Here is a 24,864-nt window from a genome sequence, read left to right as displayed (position 1 = left end):
AAGAGCTTTGAAAAAACGAATTAAACGAATCGTTTTACCATCATTAAACCAATCAACAAAACATGCCGTAAAAAACACCTCTAATCATTGTTCTGACACTTTTTTCCAAGCTTTTACTGGTGCAAAACCTTTACCCCGAAAATTTGAGGGCTGTAAACTTTTTGTACAACGTGAGCCAGAAATGATTCTAAAGGAGATTTACAATGGCTGGAAAAAGCAAATACAAATCTTCTCAAATGGAGAAATCCGACAGAAGTTTCCGTATTGAAAAAACTGGAGTGGCAGGCAATACCCCTCAGCAAGCTACTGCCGAGGTAGTGCTCGCCAAAGACTCAAGTTATGCTAGTTTACCAGTTAGCGGTGGAAAGTGTGCCGTGCATGGTTAATGTCTTATTAAAACCAATTTTATGAATAAATTATTCTTAACAATAGGCTTGTGTTTTTATCTTAGTTTGGCTGTAGCGCAAAAAACGCCTACTGTAATGCCTCAAAGTGGCAAAGTGCTCACTACTCCTGATAGTACTTTGATCAAATTGGTCAAAGGTATTAACCAAACCTTAAAAGCCAGATATAAAATTAACTTCAACACCTACAATGACTTTGTGCTTATTGATGAAAAAACTGTAAATATGGATAGCTTGTATAAATACGACTTTAAGGACTTCAAAAAGATCACTATTTCTTTTGATGAGCAGCCAGCGATTTACGGTAAGCAGACCATTATCGGTATCATAAGGCTTCAGCGAAAATAGATGGGACTTTCTTTTATTTTGCTAGATGTTTGAGTTAGAGTGTGATGAGGTCAAAACTAGCCACTTTTTAGTTCAAAGAAAATAATATCTCCCGACAGAGCCTCGATCATTTATCAGGATTGAGGCTTTGTCATTTACTTGAATGATACATACTTTCTTGTCCCTAAATAGCTAGTCATTAGTTCTGATAAGCATTTACGGTTAATGTTAAATCCAAAATTCCATAGAAATAGATTATTTGCTCAACCCTCATTAGAAGATAGCTTTTATGAAAGGATAAACTTCAAAGCTGTGCTTACTATTTCTCAGAATAGCTCAAGAAAAGGCAGTACATTAAGTTTATAAGCTAAAATACGATAACTTGGTTTTCAGGTAGGACAAAAGACGATGAAAATATTTAATATAAAACCGATCGAAGTAAATGAATATGTATTTAATCAGGAATATCTTTCTGATGGAGAGAGCGGAAGCCTTTATCAGTCTTCTTTTGATTATGAATTTAGTATTGATTTAACAGACACATTTATTATCATATTCGATCTCAGGTATATTGCTGAAAACAATTTCAAGGATACCATCTCGCCCCTGGACAGCCGAAACGAGTTCACCGTTGAAGTGCAAAGTGAATTTGGAGATGGAAAAGTTATTTTAGCTTACAATTATTCCTGTCAGTTTAACTTTAAAAATGAGGGATTTGATGCAGATGTCCTGTCTCTTTACCAATTTTTAACCGAATTTTATGCCCATATGACTTCAATTCTCGAGCAAGATGGGTTTGAAAAGGTAAAAGAAAAGGAAAGGGAAATGCGTAAGAATCACCCCTTAGAGGAGACGGTACTGGAAATAATTGACAATTTAAGGGCAAATAAGATGTATGAATTTTAATTTGCCTTAATGCTTTTTATTTCCTCCTCAAAACCTTGTATTAACTTACTGCCAGTGCAATTTTGTTAAACCTTATAATCAGCCAGGGTAGTCGAAATTTGCTTAAGGGTTTTAATGCTAAAAGGGTGCTTGCCTATTAACCAGCGTTTAATTTCTTCCGGGTTAATATCCAATATTAGAGCCAGGTCATGCTCAGTAATACCTTTCTCGGCTAAGTCAGTGATTGTTTTTCTGGCCAATTCGAAGTTTAATTGGGTTAATTCCTCAATTGCAGGATTTCCACTTTCTTCTAACCAGATGGATACAAAATCGTTGTCTGCTATTATCTTCTCTGCTTGACTTGGCATATGTGTATGGGAATTGATTTGGACGGCAAATTTAGCGATTCATCCATTAAATACAACAGCAATGTTAAGAAGCCGTGTTGTACAACTTATAGTGCTTAACAGGGTTACGCCTGATGGGGTTAGGTAGCCATTAGTGATGGAGTGTAAAGCAATAAGCCCTTGACTTGACCTTGACTTAGCCTTGACTTACCTTTGATTTGGCCTTGACTTGCCGGAGATGAAAGTATATGTTTGATACACAAAAGCAAGGAAATGTGGCCTGCTTGTAAAGACATTGTTTAATGTAACCAATATACAAAATTTTGAAAGAACATCAGGCAAGGGCTAGTAGAAAAAATTCAAGGGCAGCTGTGTATGTTAGAAAATGGGTAATAAAACTTGGATTATTGCTATTTATGTAAAGCAATTGCTCACGAGTAGTATTGTGAGTTTTTAATTGTTTCCCTAAAAATCATTCCTTTTATATTTCATCCCGAGCTATAGCCCTGTTACCTTATGGTAAGCTGGGTATTGTTTATTTTATATTAAAGCATGAACTATAAATTGATTATTCCCGCCTTTTGCGTGATGATGATATCGCAATTGAACGTAAAGGCACAAAACAACTCAGATAACCTGAACATTAATAAAATGCTGGGGACAGTAGATTCAACGAATATTTTTCAGCTTGAAGATGCTTATGTGTGGTGTGGAAGCGCCATAAAAGGAGAGGATGGTAAATATTATTTGTTTTACTCCAAATGGCCACACGGTAAACGCTCCTTGCAAAAGGATTCTATGGAATATATTTTTGATGGCTTTAAGGGCTGGCTTAAATACTCGGAGATTGGATGTGCGGTATCCGATCAGCTGAATGGTCCTTATAAACATTTTAAAGATGTTTTAAAAGGAGATTCGAGCTCCGTCCGGTGGGATCAATTTACCATGCATAACCCGCAGATTAGAAAGTTTGGATCTAAATACTATCTCTATTATATCAGCAATTCCTTCAATAAAGATTATCAGTTGCAGGGGGCAAGTCCACAATGGCTGCATTGGATGAAATACAACAGCGGTCAAAGGATAGGAGTGCTGGTAGCCAATTCAATTGATGATCTTTTAAATGAAAGATACATCCGGTCGGATAGCCCCATTATGGAGCCTGATCACCAGCAAACCTTTGAAGTGGCCGTGAACCCCTCAGTTACCGAAGGCCCCGATGGAAGTTATTATATGATTTTTAAATCGAGAAAGCAGAATGTCGGCAACATGACCCATTGGATAGCTACAGCCGAAAAGCCGGAGGGGCCATTTAGAATGAGGTCGCAGGTTTTTACTACTGCTGAGATGGCATGCGAAGATCCCTGCATCTGGTATGACCACGATTGTAAAAGATTTTATGCTGCCGTGAAATACTATTCTAACAGTAAGAAATTAGTACCCCAGTTTGGTGCACTGGCCTTGATTACCTCTGAAAATGGATTGGATTGGAAACCAGCCAGAAACCCGTTAATCTCCTTGAGAAACCTGAAATTTTCTAAGGGGCGAGAACTTTTACTCCACAATTTAGAGCGCCCGTTTATCGTTACAAATGAAAAGAGTATACCGACAGCGTTATTTGCAGCGGCGGCGGAGCTAGATCCCGCCAAAATGGGCGGTAACCTTGTTGAAAGGGGATATAATACTTTCAATGTCAGTATTCCTTTAACGCTTCCGCTTAAACCGCAAAACTGATTCTAAATTGCCTTCAATGCCCAGGTTTCTCTGATTTTGCCTACCGTGGCAGATTGTTGTACCCATTTGCTCAATAGGGCAGGCTCCGCATATTTAACAGCCGATAGCTGATGCCATACAGAAGTGGCCTTTGTAGAAAGCGCTAAACCTTGTGTTTTAAAGAATGCTTCTGCCTGTTCGAAGCTATCGAACTTATTCTCTTCAACATGGTGGGCACTTAAAAATTGGTTAAAGGCGTCAGGGACAGCGGTTTCTTCGAGGTCTTTCTTGATATACACATCTGCCGTAATCCAATAGCCTCCTCTCAGGAGTAATGCTTTTCTTATGGATTGGCAAAGCCGGGCTTTTTCATCCTGGTTAAGATACATGAGCAAGCCCTCATTAACAATACTCAGTCTACCTGCGGGCATGCTTTCGATCATGGCTGCAAAAGCATGTTCATCTAAAGCATTCAGGCTTTCAGTATGCAACCTTCCCCTCAGATTTAAGTGTTCCTGGCGGATCAGTTGATTGGTTAAATCTTTTTTGATGGATATTATTTCTGATAAATCCGTGTCTTTATAGCAGATATTAGCGTGATGGGTGGACATATTTAATCCCCTGAACGAAAAACCCGAAGAGATTTCGAGGATGTTTAAACAGCCAGAAGCAGAAAGTAAGCTGTCTACGGATAAATACCTGCTTTCAAAGTGGATTAATCTTTTTAAGAAGAGTTCATCGGTTAAATTCTCGGCAGCTTTGAGCAAGGCATCGTTACCCCATATCAATTTTGCAGCATCAGCAACAAAAGGAATGGTGGTCAGGCCCTTTGTTAAGAGCAGCATTTTTGCCGATGGGCTAATAGAACTGTAATCGCGTTGCATAACTGGAGGATGATAATGGGACCAAAATTAACATAATTGCGATATGTTTTATTCAAGAAACCATTAATGGTTGAGTGAAGAGAATTTTTCCTTCATCCCTAAAATACCCAATAAACCACCAGTATGTATGGCCAATATTTTAGCTGTTTTATCGATTAGGTTTTGCTTTTGAAGATCAGCTATTGCGTAGAACATCTTAGCGGTATAAACCGGATCGATTAACAACCCTGTACCCGCTGTAAAAGTTTGGATAAACTGAATCAACTCTGGTGTTGTTTTGGCATAACCGCCAAAGTGATAGTCGGTATGTATTGTTAAATGGGACGAGTTCGGAACGTATTTGGTTATTTCATCATGAATAAAACCACCAGCCTTTAATACTGGAATTATGTGTAGTCGGGTGTTCAGATCATTTTGTTGAATTCCCTTTAATAAGCCCGCTGCAGTGGTTCCTGTGCCAGCTGCGCAGAATATGTGATCGTACTGACTTGTTAACTCCGTTATTATTTCGGCACAGCCAAGTGTAGCTTCTTCAGAGGCTCCGCCTTCATCAATAAAGAAAGCACTTAAATCATGGGCAAAATATTGTTGAAACAATGCAGGTTTATTTCGATAGCTTTCCCTATCGGTGAAAATGAGCCGCATGCCAAATAAACGGCAGAGCATAAGCATTTCATTTTTTACCTCTTCACCTCGAACAAAGGCAGTTGACTGAAGGTTAATCCTCGCCGCTGCTGCTGCGGTTGCAACCAGGTGGTTAGAAAAGGCCCCGCCAAAGGTTACTAAGTGTGTTTTACCTTTAGAAGAGGCATCTGCCAATATATATTTAAGTTTCCGCCATTTATTACCAGAAATATAAGGGTCTATCAGGTCATCACGTTTTACCCAAAGATTGGAAAACGGGGCGAAGTTTATTTTTTGAACAGGGCTGTTTAAGGTTTCGAACACCTGTAAAAATAAAAAACACCTGGAATATACAGGTGTTTTTTATCAATGATTTTATTATTGGCCTATACCTAAACCAATACCAGCATTAACCATGCTGTATTTGGCCGCGGTATACGAGCCATAAAATTTAAAGAATCCAAATTTAAGTTGAAAGCCAATACTTCCCCTCAAACCATCAACATCGGTTTGTTTTACCGCAATCGGATCCGTATAGGTTGCAGAAGTGGTGGCGCTGGTTGCAAAACTGTAGGTTCCTAAAGCCTTTAAATCGGTTTTGCTGGTTTGATAACCAACACTTGCAAATGGTGTGAAAAACATAATCTTCTTGGAAACAATTGCATCGAAGTTTACACCGCTAAATTTGGCATCAATGCGCTGATCAGAGTTTGCAGTATTATCGATATTTAAAGGAAGGTTGTATTTGTACTGCGTATAACCACCTGCAATAGCAATATCTACCGGAACCAGGCGCTCTGAATTGCCCATAAAAAGCGGTAGTAATTCTACTTTGGCACCAAAACCAATCATGGATAAGCTTCCTAAATCGCTGCCCAGTTTAATTTTAGGCATGGCCCTTAAGGAAACGTCGATATTTTTGGGCAGGCCCAAAGTGGCCTGTATTTGTGCAGATGGCACCACATGGAACCCAACTCCCTGAGGCAGATTAAAAAACTTACCGGTAGGCACACCTGAACTCGTATATACCTGCATTCTTCCTCCTTCTTCGTCGGCTCCGAAAGCGGTAGGGCCAATAGAAGATGAACCTGCAGCAGGTTTGATATTGCTAAGCCCTAGTGCATTTACATCATAGCTCCTGGCCGATTGGGGTACAAAAGCGGCTGAAGCTGAAACACGTACATCAAATTTAAATAAGCCTTTGGATCTGGCTGTATTATTCCAGCCGTCAGATAAACCAACGCCTAAACCTTTGTAAAGTGGATCGAAGTAAGCATTTACCAATTTGGTGGCATCGGCAGGGCCCGACACAAAGAGGTCACCAACATCTTGTTGTGCCTTTACAGTTCCAACCGAAAAGACAAATAATAAGCCTAATAAAGGCCTTGCAGCGTAAAATTTCTTCATATTTTAATTTTAGGGGATATTAAATTAAATAAAGATAATGCTGTTTTTTTAATTCGCTTATCAATTAAACAAATCTTATTGGTAAAAGTTTATTTTTGCAGCATGGAAAATGCGGTCGAATTACAGGAATCAGAAGAGCAGGATTTATATGAACATTTAAAGATCATTGTTGATAAGGGGCAATCGTTGCTTCGCATTGATAAATTCTTGATGCACCGTGTAGAGAATGCCTCCCGTAACCGCATTCAAAATGCCATTGACGCCGGCAATGTACTGGTTAATCAGAAAACAGTTAAATCGAGTTATAAAGTAAAACCTTATGACGAGATTTCTATCGTTTTGCCTCATCCACCGAGAGATACTGAAGTTTATCCGGAAGACATCCCTATTGATATTATCTATGAAGACGATGATCTTTTAGTGGTAAATAAAGCTGCTGGAATGGTTGTGCATCCTGGCTTTAACAATTACACCGGAACTTTGGTAAATGCTTTAGCTTTTCATTTTGAACAACTGCCGCAACTTCCAGGTAATGATGGCAGACCAGGATTGGTACACCGGATAGATAAAGATACTTCGGGGTTACTTTTAATCAGTAAAAATGAAAGATCCATTACGCATTTAGCGAAGCAGTTTTTCGATCACAGCATTACCCGTAAATATATTGCCCTGGTTTGGGGAGATCTGGAAAATGATGGCACGGTTACTGGTTATATCGGTAGAAGTGTTAAAGACCGAAGAGTAATGGATATTTATGATGATGAAGAAAAAGGCAAATGGTCAGTAACACATTATACTGTTTTGAAAAGGTTGGGCTACGTAACTTTGATTAGCTGTCAATTGGAAACCGGCCGTACACATCAAATCAGGGCGCATATGCAACACATTGGTCACCCGCTTTTTAATGATGCCATGTATGGTGGAGATAAGATTTTGAAAGGAACAACGTTTAACAAATACAAACAGTTTGTTGATAATTGCTTTGACCTGTTGCCAAGACAAGCATTGCATGCGCAAACATTAGGTTTTATACATCCCACAACTAAACAATATATGCATTTCGAAGCTGCCTTGCCCGAAGATTTTAAAGCAGCATTAACTAAATGGGAAAATTATACCGCTACATCATAAAATATGTCTCAACATTACCTCTTATTTAATGATGAATTTCATGCGGTAGATACACCGATACTATCTGCTTCGAACCGTAGCTTCAAATTTGGCGATGGTCTTTTTGAAAGTATGCGGATGATTAACCACAAGCTTCAGTTTGCCGATTTACATGCAGACAGGCTTGTTGCCGGAATGAAGGCGCTTAAGATTGATGGCCATGCTTTGATGGATGATTATTTCATCCGCCAAAAAACAGCTGATTTGGTTAAGCGTAACCGCTGGAATGGTCATGTCCGTTTCCGCCTATCTGTTTACCGCCAGGGCGCTGGTGTTTACACACCCGAAATTAATAAGGCTGGCTATGTTTTAGAAGGAATTCCATTAAAAAGTACCCAGTACGAACTGAACAGCAAAGGTTTAATCATCGATGTTTTTGATGAGATGACCAAGCCTGTTAACAAGTTATCTAATTATAAAACTTCCAATGCCTTACTGTATGTAATGGCCGGCTTGTTTAAAAGTCATAATCGTCTGGATGAAGCCATGATTTTAAATCAAAACGGTTTTTTGTGTGAAAGCATCAGTGCAAATGTTTTTGTAGTTTATAACAAACAGGTATATACACCCGCTTTAACTGAAGGTTGTGTTAGCGGAGTGATGCGTACAGCGGTAATGCAACTGGCGAAGATGAACGATATTCCGTTAATTGAAGCACAAATTAGTCCCGAGATATTAAAAGAAGCAGAAGAGGTATTTATCACAAACGCCACGCAAGGTATTCAGTGGGTAATGGGATATGGTCGTAAACGATATTTTAATGAGGTTTCTAAGTATTTATCAGATAAGTTGAATAGTCTGTAACGACTATTCAACTCACTTATAATTTATAAGCGCATTCCCCTTAAAAAATCTTCAATCAGCATTCTCTTTTTACCTTCGTACTGGATATCCAGCAGTTTTATGAAGCCATCTTTAGCCGCAAACTTTAAATAAGTTTTGCCATCTGTTAAAAATCCTCCTGCTGCTATGCCCGGTTCTTTCTCTTCAACCTCTGCTTTAAAAAGTTTTAGTGTTTTATCATTTAAAAAAGTAAATGCGGTAGGATAGGGACTTAAACCCCTGATTAAATTGTAAATCTGTTCTGCCGGTTTGTTCCAGTCTATTTTGCAATCTTCTTTAAAAATCTTTGGTGCGTGTTTTAAATCATCACTCATGGGTTGTGGCTGTTCGGTTACGCTTCCGCTGGCAATTGCATCTAAGGTTTTAACAATAAGCCCAGCGCCTATATTCATCAACTTGTCGTGAAGATCTCCTGCAGTATCATCGTGCTCAATGGCTGTTTTTTCTGCCATGATTACATCACCTGTGTCAATTTCGTGCTTTAAAAAAAAGGTAGTAACACCACTTTCTTTTTCGCCGTTAATGATGGCATGATTGATAGGAGCAGCGCCTCTGTAATGCGGTAGTAAAGAGCCATGTAAATTAATGGTGCCTTTTGGTGGCATGTTCCATACCACTTCTGGTAGCATCCTGAACGCTACAACTACCTGTAAGTCGGCTTGATAAGATTTTAGGGCTTCAATAAATTCAGGACTTTTTAGTTTTTCGGGCTGAAGTACGGGGATCTGATTTGCAAGGGCATATTTTTTAACGGCACTTTCGGCTAATTTCTGACCGCGTCCTGCGGGTTTATCAGGCGCAGTTACCACTGCAACAACATCGTAATTGGCTTTAACAATGGCATCTAAACTGGCAACGGCAAAATCGGGCGTACCCATGAAAACTATTTTCATAAAAGTGTGTTTTTGTTTTAATCGTTATTATAGGCTACAATTAATTTCTGTTCGAGACAACGCCTGTAAATTAACGTTATAGCAGCCCTATAGTTTTGCAAAATAACTAAAAATAAAGTCATCCTTTATAGATAAAAATGGTACAAGGTAAAGATGTGGTTAAAGCAAGTGGATTGGTTTATGTAACCGATTCCATGCCTGGAATTTATCGTAAAGGTAAACCGGGGAAATTCTATTATGAAGATAGCAACGGTAACCGGGTTACTGATGAAAAACACCTTGAGCGGATAAAAGCCCTGGTTATCCCCCCAGCCTGGCAGAACGTGTGGATTGCAAATAAACCCAATGCTTACCTGCAGGTAACCGGAAATGATGCCGCTGGCAGGAAACAATATAAATATCATGCTAAATGGACCAGCAGACGGTCAGATCATAAATATTTTAGATTGCTGGAGTTTGGAAAAGCACTCCCGGAAGCCAGAAAGCAACTGGCAAAAGATCTCAGACGAAAAGATTTTGATGAACGAAAGGTATTGGCCATTTGTGTAGATGTATTACAGAAAACCCTGATTCGTGTAGGAAATGAAAACTATAAACAGCTGTATGGCTCTTTTGGCCTTACTACTTTGCGGGATAAACATGTTAAAATAAACGGCAGCAAAATTGAAATGGATTTTGTGGGTAAAAAAGGCGTGAAACAAAAAGTAGAGCTAAATGATCGTAGCCTTGCAAAATTGGTAAAGAAATGCCGTGATATTCCGGGTCAGGACCTCTTTCAATTCTACACCAAAGATAACGATCACCGAAGCATTGATTCTGGGAAAATCAATAATTATATCAAAGAGATTACCGGCGATGATTTTACGGCCAAAGATTTTAGAACCTGGGGTGGGACGCTGGAAGCACTCCGCCAATTTGCCCTTTGCCAGGCAGATGATGGCCAGGAATTAAACACAAAGAAGATGATTGTAAACGTTTTAGATTGTGTAGCAAAAAAATTAGGCAATACGAGAGCTGTATGTAAGAGTTCTTACGTATATCCTTTATTGTTGAATGCATATGAGGAAAATAAGTTGGATAAATTCTTGAAGAAAATGAATAAAACCAATTCCCGTGCGGGTGCTGGTCTTCAGGACGAAGAAAAAATTTTATTATCCTTTCTGAAATCAACGCAAAGCTAAATTATATTTGTCCTTTAATTCCTTATGTCACAAATCATAGAAGAGAATTCTACCATATTTGCTACACTAATTGAAGAGTCTCCAATGCCAATAGCATTATATGTTGGAGCGGAAATGTTAATCCGAGTGGCTAATAAAGCCATACTTAATGCCTGGGGTAGAGATGAATCTGTAATCGGAAAAAAACTGGCAGATGCGCTCCCTGAACTAAAGGAGCAACCTTTTCTCCAGCTACTAAATGAAGTTTACCAAACTGGTGTTCCGTACATCGCTAAAGAAGATAAGGTTCATTTAACCAATAAGGGAGTTTTGCAGACTTACTATTTTGATTTTATTTATAAACCCCTAAAAGATAGCAATGGGAAAGTTTGGGCTATCCTGAATAATGCAACAGATGTAACTGAACTGGTTAACGCAAGGCTGAAAGTGAAAGAAAGTGAGGCGCTTTTCAGGAAGATGATTAAAGAGGCACCAGTGGCCATTGGGGTTTTAAGAGGCCCGAATTTTATCATTGAACAGGCCAATGCTGCCATATTGAAGATTTGGGGGAAGACAGAAGACGTTATCGGGCTAGAACTGCTGGAAGGCTTGCCTGAGATCAAAGACCAACCTTTTCCAGATTTATTAAAAGGGGTTTATGAAACCGGAGTTGCCCATTATGGCTACGAAGCATTAGCCAGGCTGGAACGTAAAGGTATTTTGGAAGATTGCTATTTTAACTATGTTTATGATCCTATAAGAGACAACAATCATCAGGTAAGCGGTATAATGGTTGTTGCCAATGAAGTTACGAACCAGGTAAGGTACCGGAATGAAGTGACACAAAGCGAGGAACGGTTTAGAAGATTGGTTTTAGATAATCCGATGCCAACTGCACTTTACGAGACAGAAGATATTGTGATTAAACTCGCCAATCAGGAAATGCTTAAGCTATGGGGGAAAGACGAGTCGGTGATTGGAAAGCCCATTGCTGAAGCCATCCCAGAGTTGCTGGGTCAGCCCTTTATTCCTTTATTACAGGGGGTTATCAAAACCGGAACAGCCTATCATGCCGATCAGGAGGAAGCCGTATTAATGGTTGATGGTGAATGGAAAAAAAGCTGGTTCAGTTTTACCTATAAGCCACTGCGTAATGTACATGGCGAAACCTACGGGGTGCTGCATGCCGCTATAGATGTAACTAAACAAGTGCAGCTACAGCAGCAAAAGGATGAGTTCCTGGGGATTGCCAGTCATGAACTTAAAACACCTGTTACCAGCATCAAAGCCTATGCGCAGGTGCTCGAAAAGATGATCAGAAATGAAGGCGACCAACGCAAAGCCGAAATGGTAAAACGTATGGATATTCAAATTAACCGCCTTACGGGGTTAATAGGAGATTTATTAGATGTAACCAAAATCCAATCTGGTAAAATGACCTTTAATCCTTCCGACTTTGAATTTGATGGCCTGGTTTTAGAGATGGTTGAAGAGATACAGCATACAACCTCCAAACATCAGATTTTGATGGATTTGAATGCAAATACCAAAGTATTTGCTGATCGTGAGCGGATTGGGCAGGTAATAGTTAATTTTCTTACCAATGCCATCAAGTATTCTACCGACTCTGAACACATAGAAGTCAAGTCTGTTTTAGCGGATAATGAAGTGATCCTAAGTGTGAAAGACTATGGGATAGGGATTTCCAAACACCTGCAGCACCTGGTGTTTGATCAGTTTTATCGTGTAAGCGGGAAACTGCAACACACTTATCCCGGCCTGGGCTTAGGTCTTTATATTTCTGCAGAAATTATTAAAAATGAAGGCGGTAGAATATGGGTAGAAAGCGAAGAAGGAGAGGGCGCTACTTTCTTCTTCGCACTTAAGCTGTAATGCTATTCTTTCGGCGCTTTTTTAATGGGATGCACCGGTTGTTCTTCCTGCTCCCTTTGCTGGGCAGGATTTTTGGCTTTAGGTGGTTTATTCGGGAGGCTGTCGTTAGGCTTTCTTACTGTTTTATGATCAACAGGTTCCCTGCCTTCCGGTATTTCCTTCTCGTAATTACTCCCTGGTTTATCGCTCTTAACTTTTGGTCCGCTCATATCTGAATGATTAAATGAATGAATTTTGAATGACTGATTTGAAGCCCATTCGCAATTAGAACATCAGAAATCAGGGTTTTGTTTTCTGAGCACGATTATCATTAATTATTGAATAAGTGGGTTTTGAATGAGAGAATGTTTAAAATGCCTGATTATTCAATCATTCAACCCTTCTCTCATTCTCTCATTCTATAATTCACTCATTCACTCATTCTCTCATTATTTATAAAGTAAGTACTTCTTGCGCATCGTTTTGTATGCATTCAAACCGGGTTGCCAGCTTGCTCTGATTTCAGCTTCTGATTTCCCTTCAATAATTTGTTGTCTGAAATCTGCAACACCAACCAGTCTTTCGATAGTACCCATTTCTTTGCTCAGTTTACTGTTGAAAAAGTCGGCTTTTTTGGGCGAGGCTTTATACAGTTCAATTATCCAGCTTAGATTAATGGCCTTTGCTTTTCTGAGCTTTGCAATGTCGTAATTTCTTAAATCTAAACCATAGCATACCTGATCCTGGAAGAGGGGAGTTTCCGACATACCTTTGATGCTTTTAGGGGTGAAGCTAAAATCAAACTTTCCCTTTAAGTAAGGCGCACCCACAACCGTAAAAGGAAACATGGTACCCCTACCATGATTTAAGTAGGTTCCTTCAAACAAACAGGTTGCCGGATAAAGCATGATGGATTGTTGTGTATTCAAGTTTGGAGAGGGCTTTACAGGAAGCGTATACTCCATATCGTGGTTGTAATTAGCCACTTTGATGATATTGATTTTGCACTTCACTTTATCCTTTAACCAACCTTCACCATTTAACATTTGTGCATATTCACCTACGGTTAAGCCATGTGCAATGGGAATGGGCTGAATGCCGATACCCGACTTAAATTGTGGATCAAGGATAGGCCCATCAATTAAATAGCCGTTCGGATTAGGACGGTCTAATATTAAAACTTCTTTATTATTTACAGCACAAGCCTCCATAACATGTTGAAGCGTATTGATATAGGTGTAGAAACGAACACCTACATCTTGAATATCAAAAATCATGATATCAATGTCTGCCAGATCTTCCGCTGTAGGTGTACTGTGTTTACCATACAACGACACTGCTTTTATTCCTGTTTTGGCATCCACATCATCGTTAACATGTACGCCTGCACTTGCATTTCCTCTAAATCCATGTTCCGGGCCAAATATTTTCTGAATTTTAACACCAACCTTTAACAGGCTATCTACAGTAGTTTCTTTTCCAATAATTGAAGTGGGGTTAACCACCATGCCAACGCGTTTGCCTTTTAAAAGTGGAAGGTACTTTTCGGTTTGTTCTGCACCTGTTTTAATAGCATTTTGATAAACATATGGTTTTTCTCCCTGATCAATTGTTTTGCTTTCAGTAGCTTTTACTATTCCAGTTTCGTCTGTTGAAGATTTTGGCCCCTGTCCGCAAGCCGACACAGCAATTAAGCAGGTTAAAGCAAGGCTGATGTACTTTTTCATAGTTTTGTTGTAGTTAACTGATGTTTTGCAATTTATGATGAAAACAATTTCGCCATATTTTATATTTGGTAAACAGCTGGGATTATTTTCAAAAAATGCCTTAATATAAAAGGAAATAAGCATTTTTGCTAAGTTAGTAAAATTATCAAATTGAATTTCGAATATTTCATAGCCGGGCGTATAGCCATTAAATCTGAACGAACCTTTTCCAAGTTGATCGTACGCATTGCTATAGCAGGTGTAATGTTAAGCCTTGCAGTGATGATTCTCTCTATTGCTATCATTAAGGGATTTAAAACCGAAATTCAGGATAAAGTACGCGGCTACCTGGGCGATGTTCAGATCACTCGTTTTGACTTGAATAACTCGTTCGAACATTCGCCATTTTCGCTGGATACTGAAACCATTAACCAGCTCAAGAAAAATCAGCATATCGATTTTTTCTATCCTTTTGCAACAAAACCGGCCATCATATCAGCAAATAATGAGATTGAGGGCATTAACTTTAAGGGGATCGATAAAACCTACCGATGGGATTATATTGAAAAACACATCATTAGCGGAACGATTATCAATTTTGCAGATAGTGCTGCGGCCATGCAAGAGCTATTGATTTCTAATTATACTGCGAAGCGTTTAAAGCTTAAAACCGGCGATGATTTTATCATGTATTTTGTTCAGAATCAATTGCGCCCGCGTAAGTTTAAAATTGTAGGGATTTACGATATTGGGGTTGAAGATATAGACAAAGGCTTCGTATTAGGAAACCTGAATATCATTAAGCGTTTAAATAACTGGAAACCGAACGAAATTGGTGGAATAGAGATCAGAATAAAGAATTTTAATCAGCTAAAACCTGTTGCAGATGAAATTTATGATCAGCTACCCCGAAATTTAAGGTCTTTTTCTATAAGAGAAAACTTTCCCAATATTTTTACCTGGCTGGGGCTCTTAGATGTAAATACTAAGGTGATCCTGATTTTAATGCTAATTGTTGGCGTAATCAATATGGTAACGGCCCTCCTCATCATGATTTTGGAAAGAACCAATATGATTGGGATGCTCAAAGCTTTCGGCGCGAGCAACTGGAGTATAATGAAGGTATTTCTCTTCAATGCTGCTTACTTAATAGGCATTGGGCTCCTTTTAGGCAATATTCTGGGTTTGGGATTGGGCTTCCTTCAGCAGGCAACACACATCTTCAAGCTTAACCAGTCATCGTATTTTTTAGCATACGCGCCAATTGAGTTTCACTTTATAGATGTGTTGTTGCTTAACGTAATTACAGCGGTGGTTTGTTTATTGGTACTCATTATTCCTTCTTTACTCATCAGTAAGGTTTCCCCATTACGGGCAATCAGGTTTAAATAAGTACCAAAACCTATTTATCCCTTGTTAGTACGTACTGATAAGAAATTTGCGTGTAGTGTGTAGCCGGACCAGCATCATGAGTAGGTGTAAGGCGTTTGGTTAAAACCAGTTTGCCAGTACCAAACTCCAAATCATAATCTCCGTTTAATATCCTGCTCCAGTCAAAATCTGCTGTCCACACATTTCGATCGTCGAACGTGGCAACACCATCTTTAATGGCGAATGTCCCATTTCCTCCGGTTGGCTTTGCATTTGAACTGAGGCTAATCAGAAATTTACCCTGTTCTAAAGAAAGTGTTACCGGAATGGTTTCAGAATAAGTGTTGATGTCATTCTTGATGGTTAATGTACCTGAGTAGGATCCATCCTCAATGATAGTAACCGTACTTGATTTTTCGCAGCCAAAAAACAATGTAATGGCGATTAAGAGTGTTAAAATAGTTGTTTTCATACTAATTAAACGTGAGATAATTTAGAAACGCTACAAAATTAAGTATAATTAACCTATTAAGATTATTAATTTTAATTTAGATGGATTGCCATGCTGTACCCTGCATGGCAGATAAAAATTCTGTTCGGGGCTGAAGGTTAAGGTAAGGGTAGGTTACTTTAGATAAATACAAGCCTGTTGGATAGGCAGGATCTAGGCTTGCGGGAGTTTCCAAACTCATGAAATAACTTTCAAATTCATCCAGACTCAGCTCAGATTTTCCGACTTTTAAAATTTTCCCCATTAAGATCCTAATCATTTTGCTTAAAAAACGATTACTGGCAATGTGGAATCTTATGCGATCGCCGGCGGCATTAACAAACAAATCGGCCTCCATTACATTGCAGATGGTATGTTCATATTTATTGGGTTGCGTACAGAAAGCCCTGTAATCTTTGTACTGGGGTAGAAGGTTAACTGCAGCCTTCATTTTATCAAAATCGAGCTTAGGCTCCAGGTAAAAGGAACTTTGATGATTGAGAAAAGGATCTTTGTACGTATGGATAAAGTAATCGTATTTTCTTTGGACAGCATCAAAACGTGCATGTGGTAGACCTTCCATTTTGATAATGTCGAATATGGCAATGTTTTGTGGGAGGGCTTTGTTCAGTCTGTAACGCAGATCAAAATCAAAGTCTGTTTCTAAATCAGCATGAAAAAAAAACTGACTGGCATGTACATGCGCGTCTGTTCTTCCACAACCAATAATCGGAACAGGAAACTTAAAAATTTTGAAAAGGGCATTTTCAATGGCTGCTTGAACGCTTATGGCTCCGGGTTGTTTTTGCCAGCCGTTGTAATGCTGGCCCTGATAGGCAATGTGGAAGAAATATCTCATTATTTTGGACTGCAATTTTACGGAAATTTTAGCATAGGAAATATTAAATACTATTTTTGCTTTCCTGTGAATAATATGAATAGAACTATTTGTCCTTGCGGAAGCGGATTGGTTTACCTAAACTGCTGCCAGCCTTATCATCAAAATGCGCAACCAGCACCAACAGCAGAAGCTTTAATGCGTTCGAGATACGCAGCTTTTGTGGTTCAGGATGCCGATTACCTGTATGAAACAACCCATAAGAGTACCCGAAAAAATGTAACCAAAGAAGGATACCTCAGCAGTGCCCAAAACACAACCTGGCTTAAATTAGAAATCATTTTTGCCGCCGTAGATGTGGTTGAATTTAAAGCGTATTACCTGGGTAGATCCTTAGATACAGAAGTATTGCATGAAAGATCGAATTTTAAAAAGGAAGAAGGGAAATGGTTTTATGTGGATGGTAAGTTTTATTAAATAGTACGTTGTAGTTTGGTACCTGGGTAGGGGCCAAAGGTGATGGTGTGAATTTAAAGTTTTTTCGCTTCGTTCCAATAAATGTCCATTTCGGCTAAAGTCATATCGGCTAAGGCCTTCCCATTCTCTTGCGCTTTACTTTCCAGGTACTGAAAGCGTTTAATAAATTTTTTGTTCGTTTTTTCTAAAGCATTTTCCGGATTGATATTGATGAAGCGGGCGTAGTTAATAAGTGAGAACAGTACATCGCCAAATTCAGATTCTGCTTTTTCTACATCGATTGCCGTATTATCTGAAACATTAAATTCGGTTTTAAATTCCTGTAGTTCTTCTTCAACTTTTTCCCATACTTGTTTTTTATCTTCCCAATCGAAACCTACACCACGTGCTTTTTCCTGTATCCTGGATGCCTTAACCAGTGCAGGAAGGGATGAAGGAACGCCTGCTAATACCGATTTATTGCCTTCTTTAAGTTTAATCTGCTCCCAATTGCGCTTTACATCCTCTTCATTCTGAACTTCAACATCACCGTAAATATGTGGATGGCGATTAACGAGTTTATCACATACGCCGTTTAAAACATCTACAATGTTGAATTGATTGGTCTCTGAGGCAATTTTTGTATAAAAAACCAGGTGCATCATTAAATCACCCAATTCCTTTTTTACTTCCTGGATGTCTCCATCTAAAATGGCGTCAGAAAGCTCATAAGTTTCTTCTATGGTTAGGTGACGAAGGGTTTCCATCGTCTGTTTTTTATCCCATGGGCACTGTGTTCTAAGCGTATCTAAAACATTAAGCAGACGTAAAAAGGCATCGGCAGGATTGTGGGCAGTAGCTGGGATTGGATTGTTAGGCATCGCTTAATCTTCTTTTGTGAATAATTATCGGAGGCTAAAATACCAAACCCATGCTATTAAAAAAAATTGAAAGGGAACCCTGAACCACAAATATTTTAATCCCGGTCCCGGTTTATATAAATCTTCATAATTGATGCGGTGTTTTGCCGCATAAATATTAGCAGGTAAAATGGCCAGCAGAAATAGAATTAATACAATTCCAACCGGATAACGGATAGCCGGAATACCCAGGCCAATGGCTAAAAGGATTTCTAAAATACCAGTAAATACAATAATTTCTACTTTTTTGGGGATAAACAACGGAACCATTGCCGCCATCGAAGTTTTAAACTTAAAATGCCCCATTGCAGTAAACAGTAGCATAACACCCATTGCAATATTTCCTGCGAAGATGTGATTCTCTTCTGCTTCAAGATAGCGGTTAAAGCCAACAAGCAATACAAATGTGATCAGTAATACAAACAGCGGTTTCATAGGATCAAATGCAATAAATTATTTTATCAAATTAAAGGCAATTAACAGCGTTGCCAGGAACAACACAATTAATCCCGACAGGAAAATAAAATCTGCTGCCTGTTCCAGTCGCTGGCTGGTTTTCGTAGTCTGTCTCATCGAAATAAAGGATAAAATACAACTTGTCATAAAAATAATCACGGCCAGTACTGCAAATTCATCAATCAATGAACCATCAGCAAGGTTAAATTTTTTTAAAGAGGTGAGTACGATAAAACATATCCCCAGTAAATTGGCAGAAGTACTTAAAATATGGGGGGCTCTTTTTTCAGACATGCTAATCCTTTTCTTCGAGTTTGATTTTCTTGGTAATCCGATAAACCCTTTTTTTCTTTTCGGGCTTATGTTCTTCTCCCATTAGTATGCCCCAGGGCTTAAGGTTTTCAATTCTGTCGAAAATAATTTTAAGCATGGCTAAGTAGGGGATACATAAAAACATGCCCGATATGCCCCAGATCATTTCACCCACAACTATTCCAATAAAGGCAACCAAAGCATTAATTTTAACCTTAGAACCCACTACCAGCGGCATGAGTACATTACCGTCAACAGCATGTACGCCTACAAAGATTACCAGTACCAATAATACTTTAGCTGCACCTGCTGTAGCAAATGTTATTAAGCAGCTTACCAACAAGGCGAAGAAGATGCCTAAGTAAGGTACAACATTGAAAATTCCGGCCACCAGTCCTAGCAACACGGCATATTTCACACCAGCAATGCTCAACACAGTAATCATGAGAATGGTTACAATCAACATCTGCAGAAAAAGACCAATGATATATTTTTTAATTATTACCTGAATCTGGCTCACAATCTCCGCCACTTTCTCTTTATGTTCTTCTCTAAATACCGAGGTTAAAAAAGTAAACAGAATGCGGCGGTAATTGATGAGGAAGAAGGTGAATAAAAGCGTAAAACCCAAAAACAACAATGTAGAAGATAAAGTAGCCAATGTGGTTGCTACGATAGCTGCACTTGTTGCAAGGGCTTTCTCGGTACTGTCATTCAGGTAGTCTAATTGTTTTTGAGAGTTCACACCAAAGGTACTCGAAATCCAATGCTGGAGCTCATGATAGGAAACATTTGCTTTCTCTTTTAGTAAAGGCCAATCGGCCCATAAGTCGCTAAGTTGGTTGCCGAAGAAGTAGATAATGCCACCTACTACTAAAATCATTAAAATTACAGATACCAGGGTTGAAAGGCTTCGTTTAAATTTAAGCCGCTGTTCTAAAAAATTGGCCACCGGTAATAGCAACAAGGCCATTAGGAAAGAGAAAAGTAAAGGGGCCAGTAACGACTGACCTAAAATAGCAATGTAGGTAAGGCTGATTAAACAGAATAATACAAGCGCCAATTTTGGGAGAAATGAGAGTTTTTCTTTCATATATTTTTAATCCTGTTAAATACAAAATGCCTGGCTAAATGTTTCACCGGCACCTAAATATAGCAGAATATTTTAAATAGATATTGGCTCAGTAAAAATGTATCCTTTATTTAAGGATTAACAAAAAAGCATGATTTATATCAATTATTATTTTTTAAATATATTTTAAATAAATATTAATTCTATATTTGATCTAAGCAAGGGGTGAGAGCCTTGCAACAATCTATAAGATTGAGAGCGTTAATTTAGATAAAAAGGTTACGACAGCGAGTGTTGTAACCTTTTTTTATTATCTTAAGTCTGAAAACTTTCTACTGTTTTAAACGTTTGATACATATGGAATTCCCACATGAACTTAAAGAACTTTATCCTGATAAAATCATCGAGGTTAGGGGCAATGCAGAAGCATTAACAGTTATCCTCAATAAGGATGTTGATATTCAAAAATTATCAAGGGAGTTTGAACGCAGATTTCAGAACCTCAATGAACCCATGACACTTTTCTTAAAGCACGAGGACAAGCAGGATTTCGAAAAACTTGTACTGAGAGCTTAGGGCTTTTAAAGATCAGCCTTATTTCCAGTAATCTCGTTGCTGAATCATGGATCAGCCATAGATGAGCCGTATGCTAGTCGTGCATACGTCATAGTAATACTGTAGTAATATCGTAGTTGAGCCGTATTGCTCATGATCAGTGAAGCCTGTTTATTATTTTTTTAGCAAATCCTGTTATCGCTATACAGATAACAGGATTTGAGGTATTTACATATTTTTAATAGATACTGGCTTTATCCAATAGCGAGATATCATGAGCGCTTAGCTGCAAGTTTAGGGCATCAGTAAAAGACTTCAGTTGTGCTAAATCAGTTACACTGGCAATAGGTGCTGTAATTGATGGATGATAGATTAACCAGGCCAAGGCAACTGCAGCAGGTTCGGTATGATGCTGATCTGCAATTTGGTCCAGTGCATCTAAAATTCTAAAACCTCTTTCGTTAAGGTATTTTTTTACACCAGCACCACGTTGGCTCTTATTCAAATCATCTTCAGTTCTGTACTTTCCTGTTAAAAAACCACTGGCCAAAGAATAATATGAAACCACGCCTAAATCATGTTCGAGGCAAATTTTTTCATGATCGGTTTCAAAACCTGCCCTGTCGTATAAATTATAACCCGGTTGATAAACCTGGTAACGCGGCAGATTATTCTCATTGGAGGAGATTAAAGACTCTTTCAAACGTTCAGGAGAGAAATTGGAAGCCCCAATCCAGCGTACTTTTCCAGCTTTAATTAATTCATCGTATGCACTTAAGGCTTCTTCAACAGGTGTACTTTCATCATCATAATGGGAAAAATACAGGTCGATATAATCAGTTTGTAGTCGGGATAAGGAGTGTTCTACTTCATTAATGATGTAATCTTTTCTGAGTGATTTGCCTTTTCCCATATCTGAACCCACCTTGGTTGCAATAATCACATCATGTCTTTTGCTCTGTTTTTTCAACCAGCTTCCAATGATGGTTTCAGATTCACCACCCTGGTTACCTGGTTTCCATCTCGAATAAACATCTGCAGTATCTATACAATTAAAACCACTAGCTACAAAATGATCTAATATTTCAAATGATTTTTGCTCATCTATCGTCCAGCCAAAAACATTGCCTCCGAAAACAATAGGTACTATATTAAGGTCTGACTTGCCTAAAATTCTTTTTTCCATGATATGAATGATTAATACTAACCAAACAAAACTTGGGGAAAGCAGTTTGCCGGAGCTGTCGAATTTTTGTCAGTTTGTTATTAGTTTTTATTAAAACCGAAGCTTAGATTCTTTAAAACTTCTTAGTGCGAAAGCTGGATTACGAGAGTTGAAGTCTCATTCAAATATTAATCCACATCAGATATTCAGGAACATATCAGTTGTATCACTTAGAAGGCACAATAGAGTTAACCTTTTATTGCACGAAGCATTTCTCTTTTACCGGGTGCGCCAGGGAGTTTTTCTATGGTAAATCCGTTTGCCTTAACTGCTCGCTTTAGCTTTCCGGTAATGGCATAAGTTACAAAGGTGCCACCTGGTTTTATAAAGCTACAAGCATGACCAATCATTTCATCGCTCCACATTTCAGGCTGGTGTTGAACGGAAAAGGCATCATAATACAGTACATCAAATTTTTGATCGCTTGAAAAAGCGGCCAACGTAGTATGTGGGATTCCCAATTTGCAATGGTTGCCAATGTTTTGAGGTATTGTTAAGGCCTGTTCATAATGATCGATGAAGTTGCCCCAAATGTTAGCCGGAACATAGGCTGAGTATCCGGTTTGCTCAATGATGTCAATAGCTAAAGGGAAAGCTTCTATACTGGTGTAATTGAGTTGTACGTTGTTATTTTCGCAATATTCTAAACTTAATATAAAGTTCAGCCCTGTACCAAATCCCACTTCAAGAACTGATATTTCTGAACAATCTGCACTGGCAAACTTTAAACCCGCCTCGATAAAAACATGTTTACTTTCTTGTAAAGCACCGTGTTTACTGTGATAGTGCTCTCCAATGCTTTCATTATAAAGTGTATTAGAGCCGTCTGCAGTTTGGGTAATGATGTTCATATGCTTGCGAAATTACTATTAATTTTAGAGCTTGATCATTTTTTTACTGAGACTTTAAAGACATTCATAGGTTGGGGCTTAGCATTTGAGGATTTAGGTTGGATGTCTTCTGACCTCCGAGGTTTTTCATTAATCTTTTTTAACAATGCCTTCCATTTGAGTGAATGGACAAGTTCAAACTCAATATCCTCGGACCTCCGACTTTCCGACCCCTGACTTGTTCGCTGATTATTTTTTATAAACCCTCTCCAGATGATTGAATAGTTTCGGTTTAGACTCAATATCCTCGGACCTCCGACTTTCCGACTTCCGACTTTTCAAAAACCGACTCCAGGCTCCAAACTATGAACTCCACACTATTTTTCCTTACCTTCGTCTAATCATAATTTCATCATGGATATAGAATCATTTAGAGAATACTGCCTCAGTTTACCAGGAACAACCGAAGGAATGAAGTGGGAACATTTGTGTTTTATGATTGAAGAAAAAATATACGTGATCATTGCGATAGAGGAAGGGAATAGTTTTTCTATCAAGTGTAATCCTGAAGAATTCGATCAACTGGCTGCCCGTGATGGCATTCAGCAAGCCAGGCACATGGCTAAACGTCAGTGGATATTGGTGGATAATTTAGAGGTTTTTAATGACACAGAGCTCAGGCAGCGCGTAGCTGATTCGAGGGCAATGGTTTTAAGCAAATTATCTAAGAAAACACAGGCCAAATACGCATAGTTGCCTGATTTAGATGCTATACCAGGCGTTTAAGTGCCAAAATGTATCCCTGATGCAAACCTTCATGAAAGGGTAAAAAGTTTATGGCTTCATCTATGTTAGAAATTTCTACATTATACCGTGTGGTTACCGGCGTATAAGTTTTAAAAATTCGCTTATTGTAATCAGCTAAAAGTTGGTCCAAGCTGCTAAACATCAATTCTTTAATCGTTGCAAATGTTGCAGCAGTTACAAAAGTTTCTGGTTTGGTGCCCACGCTATAGGGTTTAATGTATTGAATGTCAACAGGAAAATCCAAACCTGATCTGAAATAACATAAACCTTGTTGCGCAGCAGTAAGGTGGGCAATATTCCAGATGATATTATTGTTAAAACCCGTTGGAACTTTGTTTAGTTGATCTATACTGAGGTCTTTAATGAGTTCTAACAGATAGGTTCTGGTGGTTTTGATTTGTTCTATGGTAGACGATATATTTTGCATGTTTTTTTATGTTGCAAGGCTTTATTGTTTTTCACTTTTTTTATCTGATGCAGCTGCTTGCAATTCTTTTTGTTTGCTGATATTGAATTTGAATAATTCTTCTGTAGTAACCAGTTTCCGGGTACATTTTTCAATATCTGTTCCTTCTTTGGCCCATAGATAAGGTCTGAAACTGTAAGATTTGTTGCCGTCTAAATTGGCTATAAACTGATCCCAGGAGCTCCATCTTAAACCTTTGTAGAATTTAGATAAATCGCTGTCAAAGCAAAACAAAATGAACTCACTGTATCCTGCACCGAGCGGCTCCCAGTTTAAGCTATTGGGCGCGAGGTAATAAACATTCTTCAGATCAGCGCCAAAAGCCCCATAATTTATAGCAAAAAAGCCACCAGCGGCATCGTCTGCTATTAAAAGGTAATCTGGCTTATCACCGTATTCTTTTATTGTTTTTCCTTTGTTCCATTCAGGTACAGAACGATTAAGCTTAGTGCTTCCTGATCCTAATATCCTGATCCATCCGTTATCTACCATAATTCCACCCGTATTGTAAATGATAGAACCTAATGTAGAATAAGTAGATACCTGTGCATTATATAAAGCCTCTTTCGCCTTAGCAGAATCTAATTCTAAAACTTCAACTTTATTTTTGGCAGAATCGATCCATTTCTTAACCAGTGGCCAGGCCGGATCTGTTTTGTTAATGAGCTCTTCTACAGGCTGCATCTGGTTCTGTGCATAACCGGTTGCAGATAATAGGCCAAGGCCAATAAGGGCGAGTGTTTTAGTGATGATTCTCATGGAAGAACTGCTTATTTTTTCAAATATAGAATGATAATTAATAATTGTGGAGTGGAATCCAATTAATTTCAA

At 38.6% G+C, this 24,864-nt stretch carries 29 protein-coding genes; 12 read left to right on the top strand and 17 right to left on the bottom strand.

What is annotated here, in order from left to right; all coding sequences use genetic code 11:
* The first annotated feature begins 203 nt into the window (after window positions 1–203).
* From ACQY77_RS06600 to ACQY77_RS06590, 3 genes are all read left to right on the top strand, one after another.
* Window positions 204–386: a hypothetical protein gene (locus tag ACQY77_RS06600; RefSeq protein ID WP_421938772.1), complete on the top strand. Its 183-nt coding sequence runs from the start codon at window positions 204–206 to the stop codon at window positions 384–386.
* 21 nt (window positions 387–407) lie between these two features.
* Window positions 408–752: a hypothetical protein gene (locus ACQY77_RS06595; RefSeq protein WP_421938773.1), complete on the top strand. Its 345-nt coding sequence runs from the start codon at window positions 408–410 to the stop codon at window positions 750–752.
* A 387-nt stretch (window positions 753–1,139) separates the two neighbouring features.
* A complete protein-coding gene (locus tag ACQY77_RS06590; protein ID WP_421938774.1) occupies window positions 1,140–1,637 on the top strand; it encodes a hypothetical protein in 498 nt (165 codons plus the stop codon).
* Between the two features lie 65 nt (window positions 1,638–1,702).
* On the opposite strand, the gene ACQY77_RS06585 is transcribed toward ACQY77_RS06590, so the two are convergent.
* The gene (locus ACQY77_RS06585; RefSeq protein WP_421938775.1) at window positions 1,703–1,984 is read right to left on the bottom strand and encodes a helix-turn-helix domain-containing protein; all 282 of its coding nucleotides are present in this window, start codon (window positions 1,982–1,984) and stop codon (window positions 1,703–1,705) included.
* Between the two features lie 531 nt (window positions 1,985–2,515).
* Here ACQY77_RS06585 and ACQY77_RS06580 point away from each other — a divergent pair.
* Window positions 2,516–3,697, top strand: a complete 1,182-nt coding sequence (locus ACQY77_RS06580; RefSeq protein ID WP_421938776.1) for a glycoside hydrolase family protein — start codon at window positions 2,516–2,518, stop codon at window positions 3,695–3,697.
* Between the two features lie 2 nt (window positions 3,698–3,699).
* Here the strand turns inward: ACQY77_RS06580 and ACQY77_RS06575 are convergent, their stop codons facing one another.
* The 3 genes from ACQY77_RS06575 to ACQY77_RS06565 form a co-directional block, all read right to left on the bottom strand.
* Window positions 3,700–4,560, bottom strand: coding sequence for a hypothetical protein (locus ACQY77_RS06575; protein ID WP_421938777.1), 861 nt, complete (start codon window positions 4,558–4,560; stop codon window positions 3,700–3,702).
* A 63-nt stretch (window positions 4,561–4,623) separates the two neighbouring features.
* Window positions 4,624–5,508, bottom strand: coding sequence for a 1-aminocyclopropane-1-carboxylate deaminase/D-cysteine desulfhydrase (locus tag ACQY77_RS06570; RefSeq protein ID WP_421938778.1), 885 nt, complete (start codon window positions 5,506–5,508; stop codon window positions 4,624–4,626).
* Window positions 5,509–5,562: 54 nt separating this feature from the next.
* Window positions 5,563–6,591 (bottom strand): DUF6588 family protein, encoded by a 1,029-nt coding sequence (locus ACQY77_RS06565; RefSeq protein WP_421938779.1) that lies wholly within the window; start codon window positions 6,589–6,591, stop codon window positions 5,563–5,565.
* A gap of 102 nt (window positions 6,592–6,693) precedes the next feature.
* Here ACQY77_RS06565 and ACQY77_RS06560 point away from each other — a divergent pair, with 102 nt between their 5' ends.
* Together ACQY77_RS06560 and ACQY77_RS06555 are read left to right on the top strand one after the other, a co-directional pair.
* The gene (locus ACQY77_RS06560) at window positions 6,694–7,722 is read left to right on the top strand and encodes an RluA family pseudouridine synthase (protein ID WP_421938780.1); all 1,029 of its coding nucleotides are present in this window, start codon (window positions 6,694–6,696) and stop codon (window positions 7,720–7,722) included.
* A gap of 3 nt (window positions 7,723–7,725) precedes the next feature.
* Window positions 7,726–8,565 carry an aminotransferase class IV gene (locus ACQY77_RS06555; RefSeq protein WP_421938781.1) on the top strand — a complete coding sequence of 280 codons (840 nt, stop codon included), beginning with the start codon at window positions 7,726–7,728 and terminating at the stop codon, window positions 8,563–8,565.
* A gap of 23 nt (window positions 8,566–8,588) precedes the next feature.
* On the opposite strand, the gene fmt is transcribed toward ACQY77_RS06555, so the two are convergent.
* Complete coding sequence (gene fmt / locus ACQY77_RS06550) at window positions 8,589–9,497, bottom strand: methionyl-tRNA formyltransferase (protein ID WP_421938782.1); 909 nt, start codon at window positions 9,495–9,497, stop codon at window positions 8,589–8,591.
* 137 nt (window positions 9,498–9,634) lie between these two features.
* On the opposite strand from fmt, the gene ACQY77_RS06545 reads away from it, so the two are divergent.
* Complete coding sequence (locus tag ACQY77_RS06545) at window positions 9,635–10,678, top strand: DNA topoisomerase IB (RefSeq protein WP_421938783.1); 1,044 nt, start codon at window positions 9,635–9,637, stop codon at window positions 10,676–10,678.
* A gap of 24 nt (window positions 10,679–10,702) precedes the next feature.
* Window positions 10,703–12,550 (top strand): PAS domain-containing sensor histidine kinase, encoded by a 1,848-nt coding sequence (locus ACQY77_RS06540; protein ID WP_421938784.1) that lies wholly within the window; start codon window positions 10,703–10,705, stop codon window positions 12,548–12,550.
* A 2-nt stretch (window positions 12,551–12,552) separates the two neighbouring features.
* Here ACQY77_RS06540 and ACQY77_RS06535 read toward each other — a convergent pair whose 3' ends face one another.
* Both ACQY77_RS06535 and ACQY77_RS06530 read right to left on the bottom strand, forming a co-directional pair.
* The gene (locus ACQY77_RS06535) at window positions 12,553–12,759 is read right to left on the bottom strand and encodes a hypothetical protein (RefSeq protein WP_421938785.1); all 207 of its coding nucleotides are present in this window, start codon (window positions 12,757–12,759) and stop codon (window positions 12,553–12,555) included.
* Between the two features lie 219 nt (window positions 12,760–12,978).
* The gene (locus ACQY77_RS06530; protein WP_421938786.1) at window positions 12,979–14,256 is read right to left on the bottom strand and encodes an exo-beta-N-acetylmuramidase NamZ family protein; all 1,278 of its coding nucleotides are present in this window, start codon (window positions 14,254–14,256) and stop codon (window positions 12,979–12,981) included.
* A gap of 150 nt (window positions 14,257–14,406) precedes the next feature.
* Between ACQY77_RS06530 and ACQY77_RS06525 the strand changes: the two genes are divergently transcribed.
* Window positions 14,407–15,627 carry an ABC transporter permease gene (locus ACQY77_RS06525; RefSeq protein ID WP_421938787.1) on the top strand — a complete coding sequence of 407 codons (1,221 nt, stop codon included), beginning with the start codon at window positions 14,407–14,409 and terminating at the stop codon, window positions 15,625–15,627.
* A 10-nt stretch (window positions 15,628–15,637) separates the two neighbouring features.
* Here the strand turns inward: ACQY77_RS06525 and ACQY77_RS06520 are convergent, their stop codons facing one another.
* Window positions 15,638–16,078: a hypothetical protein gene (locus ACQY77_RS06520; RefSeq protein WP_421938788.1), complete on the bottom strand. Its 441-nt coding sequence runs from the start codon at window positions 16,076–16,078 to the stop codon at window positions 15,638–15,640.
* Window positions 16,079–16,154: 76 nt separating this feature from the next.
* Complete coding sequence (locus ACQY77_RS06515; protein ID WP_421938789.1) at window positions 16,155–16,955, bottom strand: tRNA pseudouridine synthase A; 801 nt, start codon at window positions 16,953–16,955, stop codon at window positions 16,155–16,157.
* A gap of 75 nt (window positions 16,956–17,030) precedes the next feature.
* Here ACQY77_RS06515 and ACQY77_RS06510 point away from each other — a divergent pair, with 75 nt between their 5' ends.
* Complete coding sequence (locus ACQY77_RS06510) at window positions 17,031–17,411, top strand: YchJ family protein (RefSeq protein ID WP_421938790.1); 381 nt, start codon at window positions 17,031–17,033, stop codon at window positions 17,409–17,411.
* Window positions 17,412–17,464: 53 nt separating this feature from the next.
* Here ACQY77_RS06510 and mazG read toward each other — a convergent pair whose 3' ends face one another.
* From mazG to ACQY77_RS06490, 4 genes are read right to left on the bottom strand one after another with little or no spacing between them, the layout of a single operon-like run.
* Window positions 17,465–18,271 carry a nucleoside triphosphate pyrophosphohydrolase gene (gene mazG / locus ACQY77_RS06505; protein WP_421938791.1) on the bottom strand — a complete coding sequence of 269 codons (807 nt, stop codon included), beginning with the start codon at window positions 18,269–18,271 and terminating at the stop codon, window positions 17,465–17,467.
* Window positions 18,272–18,295: 24 nt separating this feature from the next.
* Complete coding sequence (locus tag ACQY77_RS06500; protein WP_421938792.1) at window positions 18,296–18,745, bottom strand: hypothetical protein; 450 nt, start codon at window positions 18,743–18,745, stop codon at window positions 18,296–18,298.
* Window positions 18,746–18,763: 18 nt separating this feature from the next.
* Window positions 18,764–19,060 carry a hypothetical protein gene (locus ACQY77_RS06495; protein WP_421938793.1) on the bottom strand — a complete coding sequence of 99 codons (297 nt, stop codon included), beginning with the start codon at window positions 19,058–19,060 and terminating at the stop codon, window positions 18,764–18,766.
* A 1-nt stretch (window position 19,061) separates the two neighbouring features.
* Window positions 19,062–20,171 (bottom strand): AI-2E family transporter, encoded by a 1,110-nt coding sequence (locus tag ACQY77_RS06490; RefSeq protein ID WP_421938794.1) that lies wholly within the window; start codon window positions 20,169–20,171, stop codon window positions 19,062–19,064.
* 336 nt (window positions 20,172–20,507) lie between these two features.
* Here ACQY77_RS06490 and ACQY77_RS06485 point away from each other — a divergent pair, with 336 nt between their 5' ends.
* Window positions 20,508–20,726: a hypothetical protein gene (locus tag ACQY77_RS06485; RefSeq protein WP_421938795.1), complete on the top strand. Its 219-nt coding sequence runs from the start codon at window positions 20,508–20,510 to the stop codon at window positions 20,724–20,726.
* A 217-nt stretch (window positions 20,727–20,943) separates the two neighbouring features.
* Here the strand turns inward: ACQY77_RS06485 and ACQY77_RS06480 are convergent, their stop codons facing one another.
* Both ACQY77_RS06480 and mnmD read right to left on the bottom strand, forming a co-directional pair.
* Window positions 20,944–21,891 carry an aldo/keto reductase gene (locus ACQY77_RS06480; protein WP_421938796.1) on the bottom strand — a complete coding sequence of 316 codons (948 nt, stop codon included), beginning with the start codon at window positions 21,889–21,891 and terminating at the stop codon, window positions 20,944–20,946.
* A 227-nt stretch (window positions 21,892–22,118) separates the two neighbouring features.
* Complete coding sequence (mnmD, locus tag ACQY77_RS06475; protein ID WP_421938797.1) at window positions 22,119–22,781, bottom strand: tRNA (5-methylaminomethyl-2-thiouridine)(34)-methyltransferase MnmD; 663 nt, start codon at window positions 22,779–22,781, stop codon at window positions 22,119–22,121.
* Between the two features lie 393 nt (window positions 22,782–23,174).
* Between mnmD and ACQY77_RS06470 the strand changes: the two genes are divergently transcribed.
* The gene (locus ACQY77_RS06470; RefSeq protein WP_421938798.1) at window positions 23,175–23,513 is read left to right on the top strand and encodes an MmcQ/YjbR family DNA-binding protein; all 339 of its coding nucleotides are present in this window, start codon (window positions 23,175–23,177) and stop codon (window positions 23,511–23,513) included.
* Window positions 23,514–23,529: 16 nt separating this feature from the next.
* Here the strand turns inward: ACQY77_RS06470 and ACQY77_RS06465 are convergent, their stop codons facing one another.
* On the bottom strand, window positions 23,530–23,994 hold the full coding sequence (locus tag ACQY77_RS06465; protein WP_421938799.1) for a DinB family protein: 465 nt from the start codon (window positions 23,992–23,994) through the stop codon (window positions 23,530–23,532).
* A 21-nt stretch (window positions 23,995–24,015) separates the two neighbouring features.
* Window positions 24,016–24,792 carry a DUF2625 domain-containing protein gene (locus ACQY77_RS06460; RefSeq protein ID WP_421938800.1) on the bottom strand — a complete coding sequence of 259 codons (777 nt, stop codon included), beginning with the start codon at window positions 24,790–24,792 and terminating at the stop codon, window positions 24,016–24,018.
* Window positions 24,793–24,864 lie beyond the last annotated feature (72 nt).

It is taken from the genome of Pedobacter sp., from assembly GCF_965279535.1.
In the GTDB taxonomy this organism is placed as follows: domain Bacteria; phylum Bacteroidota; class Bacteroidia; order Sphingobacteriales; family Sphingobacteriaceae; genus Pedobacter.
This window is presented reverse-complemented; position numbering and strand designations above follow the sequence as displayed.

Coding starts and splice junctions, on each gene's coding strand:
- ACQY77_RS06590 (WP_421938774.1), top strand. CDS start 1,140: ATGAAAATATTTAATATAAAACCGATCGAAGTAAATGAATATGTATTT.
- ACQY77_RS06480 (WP_421938796.1), bottom strand. CDS start 21,891: ATGGAAAAAAGAATTTTAGGCAAGTCAGACCTTAATATAGTACCTATT.
- ACQY77_RS06580 (WP_421938776.1), top strand. CDS start 2,516: ATGAACTATAAATTGATTATTCCCGCCTTTTGCGTGATGATGATATCG.
- ACQY77_RS06545 (WP_421938783.1), top strand. CDS start 9,635: ATGGTACAAGGTAAAGATGTGGTTAAAGCAAGTGGATTGGTTTATGTA.
- ACQY77_RS06555 (WP_421938781.1), top strand. CDS start 7,726: ATGTCTCAACATTACCTCTTATTTAATGATGAATTTCATGCGGTAGAT.
- ACQY77_RS06530 (WP_421938786.1), bottom strand. CDS start 14,256: ATGAAAAAGTACATCAGCCTTGCTTTAACCTGCTTAATTGCTGTGTCG.
- ACQY77_RS06520 (WP_421938788.1), bottom strand. CDS start 16,078: ATGAAAACAACTATTTTAACACTCTTAATCGCCATTACATTGTTTTTT.
- ACQY77_RS06495 (WP_421938793.1), bottom strand. CDS start 19,060: ATGTCTGAAAAAAGAGCCCCCCATATTTTAAGTACTTCTGCCAATTTA.
- ACQY77_RS06535 (WP_421938785.1), bottom strand. CDS start 12,759: ATGAGCGGACCAAAAGTTAAGAGCGATAAACCAGGGAGTAATTACGAG.
- ACQY77_RS06485 (WP_421938795.1), top strand. CDS start 20,508: ATGGAATTCCCACATGAACTTAAAGAACTTTATCCTGATAAAATCATC.
- ACQY77_RS06575 (WP_421938777.1), bottom strand. CDS start 4,560: ATGCAACGCGATTACAGTTCTATTAGCCCATCGGCAAAAATGCTGCTC.
- mazG (WP_421938791.1), bottom strand. CDS start 18,271: ATGCCTAACAATCCAATCCCAGCTACTGCCCACAATCCTGCCGATGCC.
- ACQY77_RS06470 (WP_421938798.1), top strand. CDS start 23,175: ATGGATATAGAATCATTTAGAGAATACTGCCTCAGTTTACCAGGAACA.
- ACQY77_RS06585 (WP_421938775.1), bottom strand. CDS start 1,984: ATGCCAAGTCAAGCAGAGAAGATAATAGCAGACAACGATTTTGTATCC.
- fmt (WP_421938782.1), bottom strand. CDS start 9,497: ATGAAAATAGTTTTCATGGGTACGCCCGATTTTGCCGTTGCCAGTTTA.
- ACQY77_RS06490 (WP_421938794.1), bottom strand. CDS start 20,171: ATGAAAGAAAAACTCTCATTTCTCCCAAAATTGGCGCTTGTATTATTC.
- ACQY77_RS06595 (WP_421938773.1), top strand. CDS start 408: ATGAATAAATTATTCTTAACAATAGGCTTGTGTTTTTATCTTAGTTTG.
- ACQY77_RS06565 (WP_421938779.1), bottom strand. CDS start 6,591: ATGAAGAAATTTTACGCTGCAAGGCCTTTATTAGGCTTATTATTTGTC.
- mnmD (WP_421938797.1), bottom strand. CDS start 22,781: ATGAACATCATTACCCAAACTGCAGACGGCTCTAATACACTTTATAAT.
- ACQY77_RS06460 (WP_421938800.1), bottom strand. CDS start 24,792: ATGAGAATCATCACTAAAACACTCGCCCTTATTGGCCTTGGCCTATTA.
- ACQY77_RS06465 (WP_421938799.1), bottom strand. CDS start 23,994: ATGCAAAATATATCGTCTACCATAGAACAAATCAAAACCACCAGAACC.
- ACQY77_RS06515 (WP_421938789.1), bottom strand. CDS start 16,955: ATGAGATATTTCTTCCACATTGCCTATCAGGGCCAGCATTACAACGGC.
- ACQY77_RS06540 (WP_421938784.1), top strand. CDS start 10,703: ATGTCACAAATCATAGAAGAGAATTCTACCATATTTGCTACACTAATT.
- ACQY77_RS06600 (WP_421938772.1), top strand. CDS start 204: ATGGCTGGAAAAAGCAAATACAAATCTTCTCAAATGGAGAAATCCGAC.
- ACQY77_RS06510 (WP_421938790.1), top strand. CDS start 17,031: ATGAATAGAACTATTTGTCCTTGCGGAAGCGGATTGGTTTACCTAAAC.
- ACQY77_RS06500 (WP_421938792.1), bottom strand. CDS start 18,745: ATGAAACCGCTGTTTGTATTACTGATCACATTTGTATTGCTTGTTGGC.
- ACQY77_RS06560 (WP_421938780.1), top strand. CDS start 6,694: ATGGAAAATGCGGTCGAATTACAGGAATCAGAAGAGCAGGATTTATAT.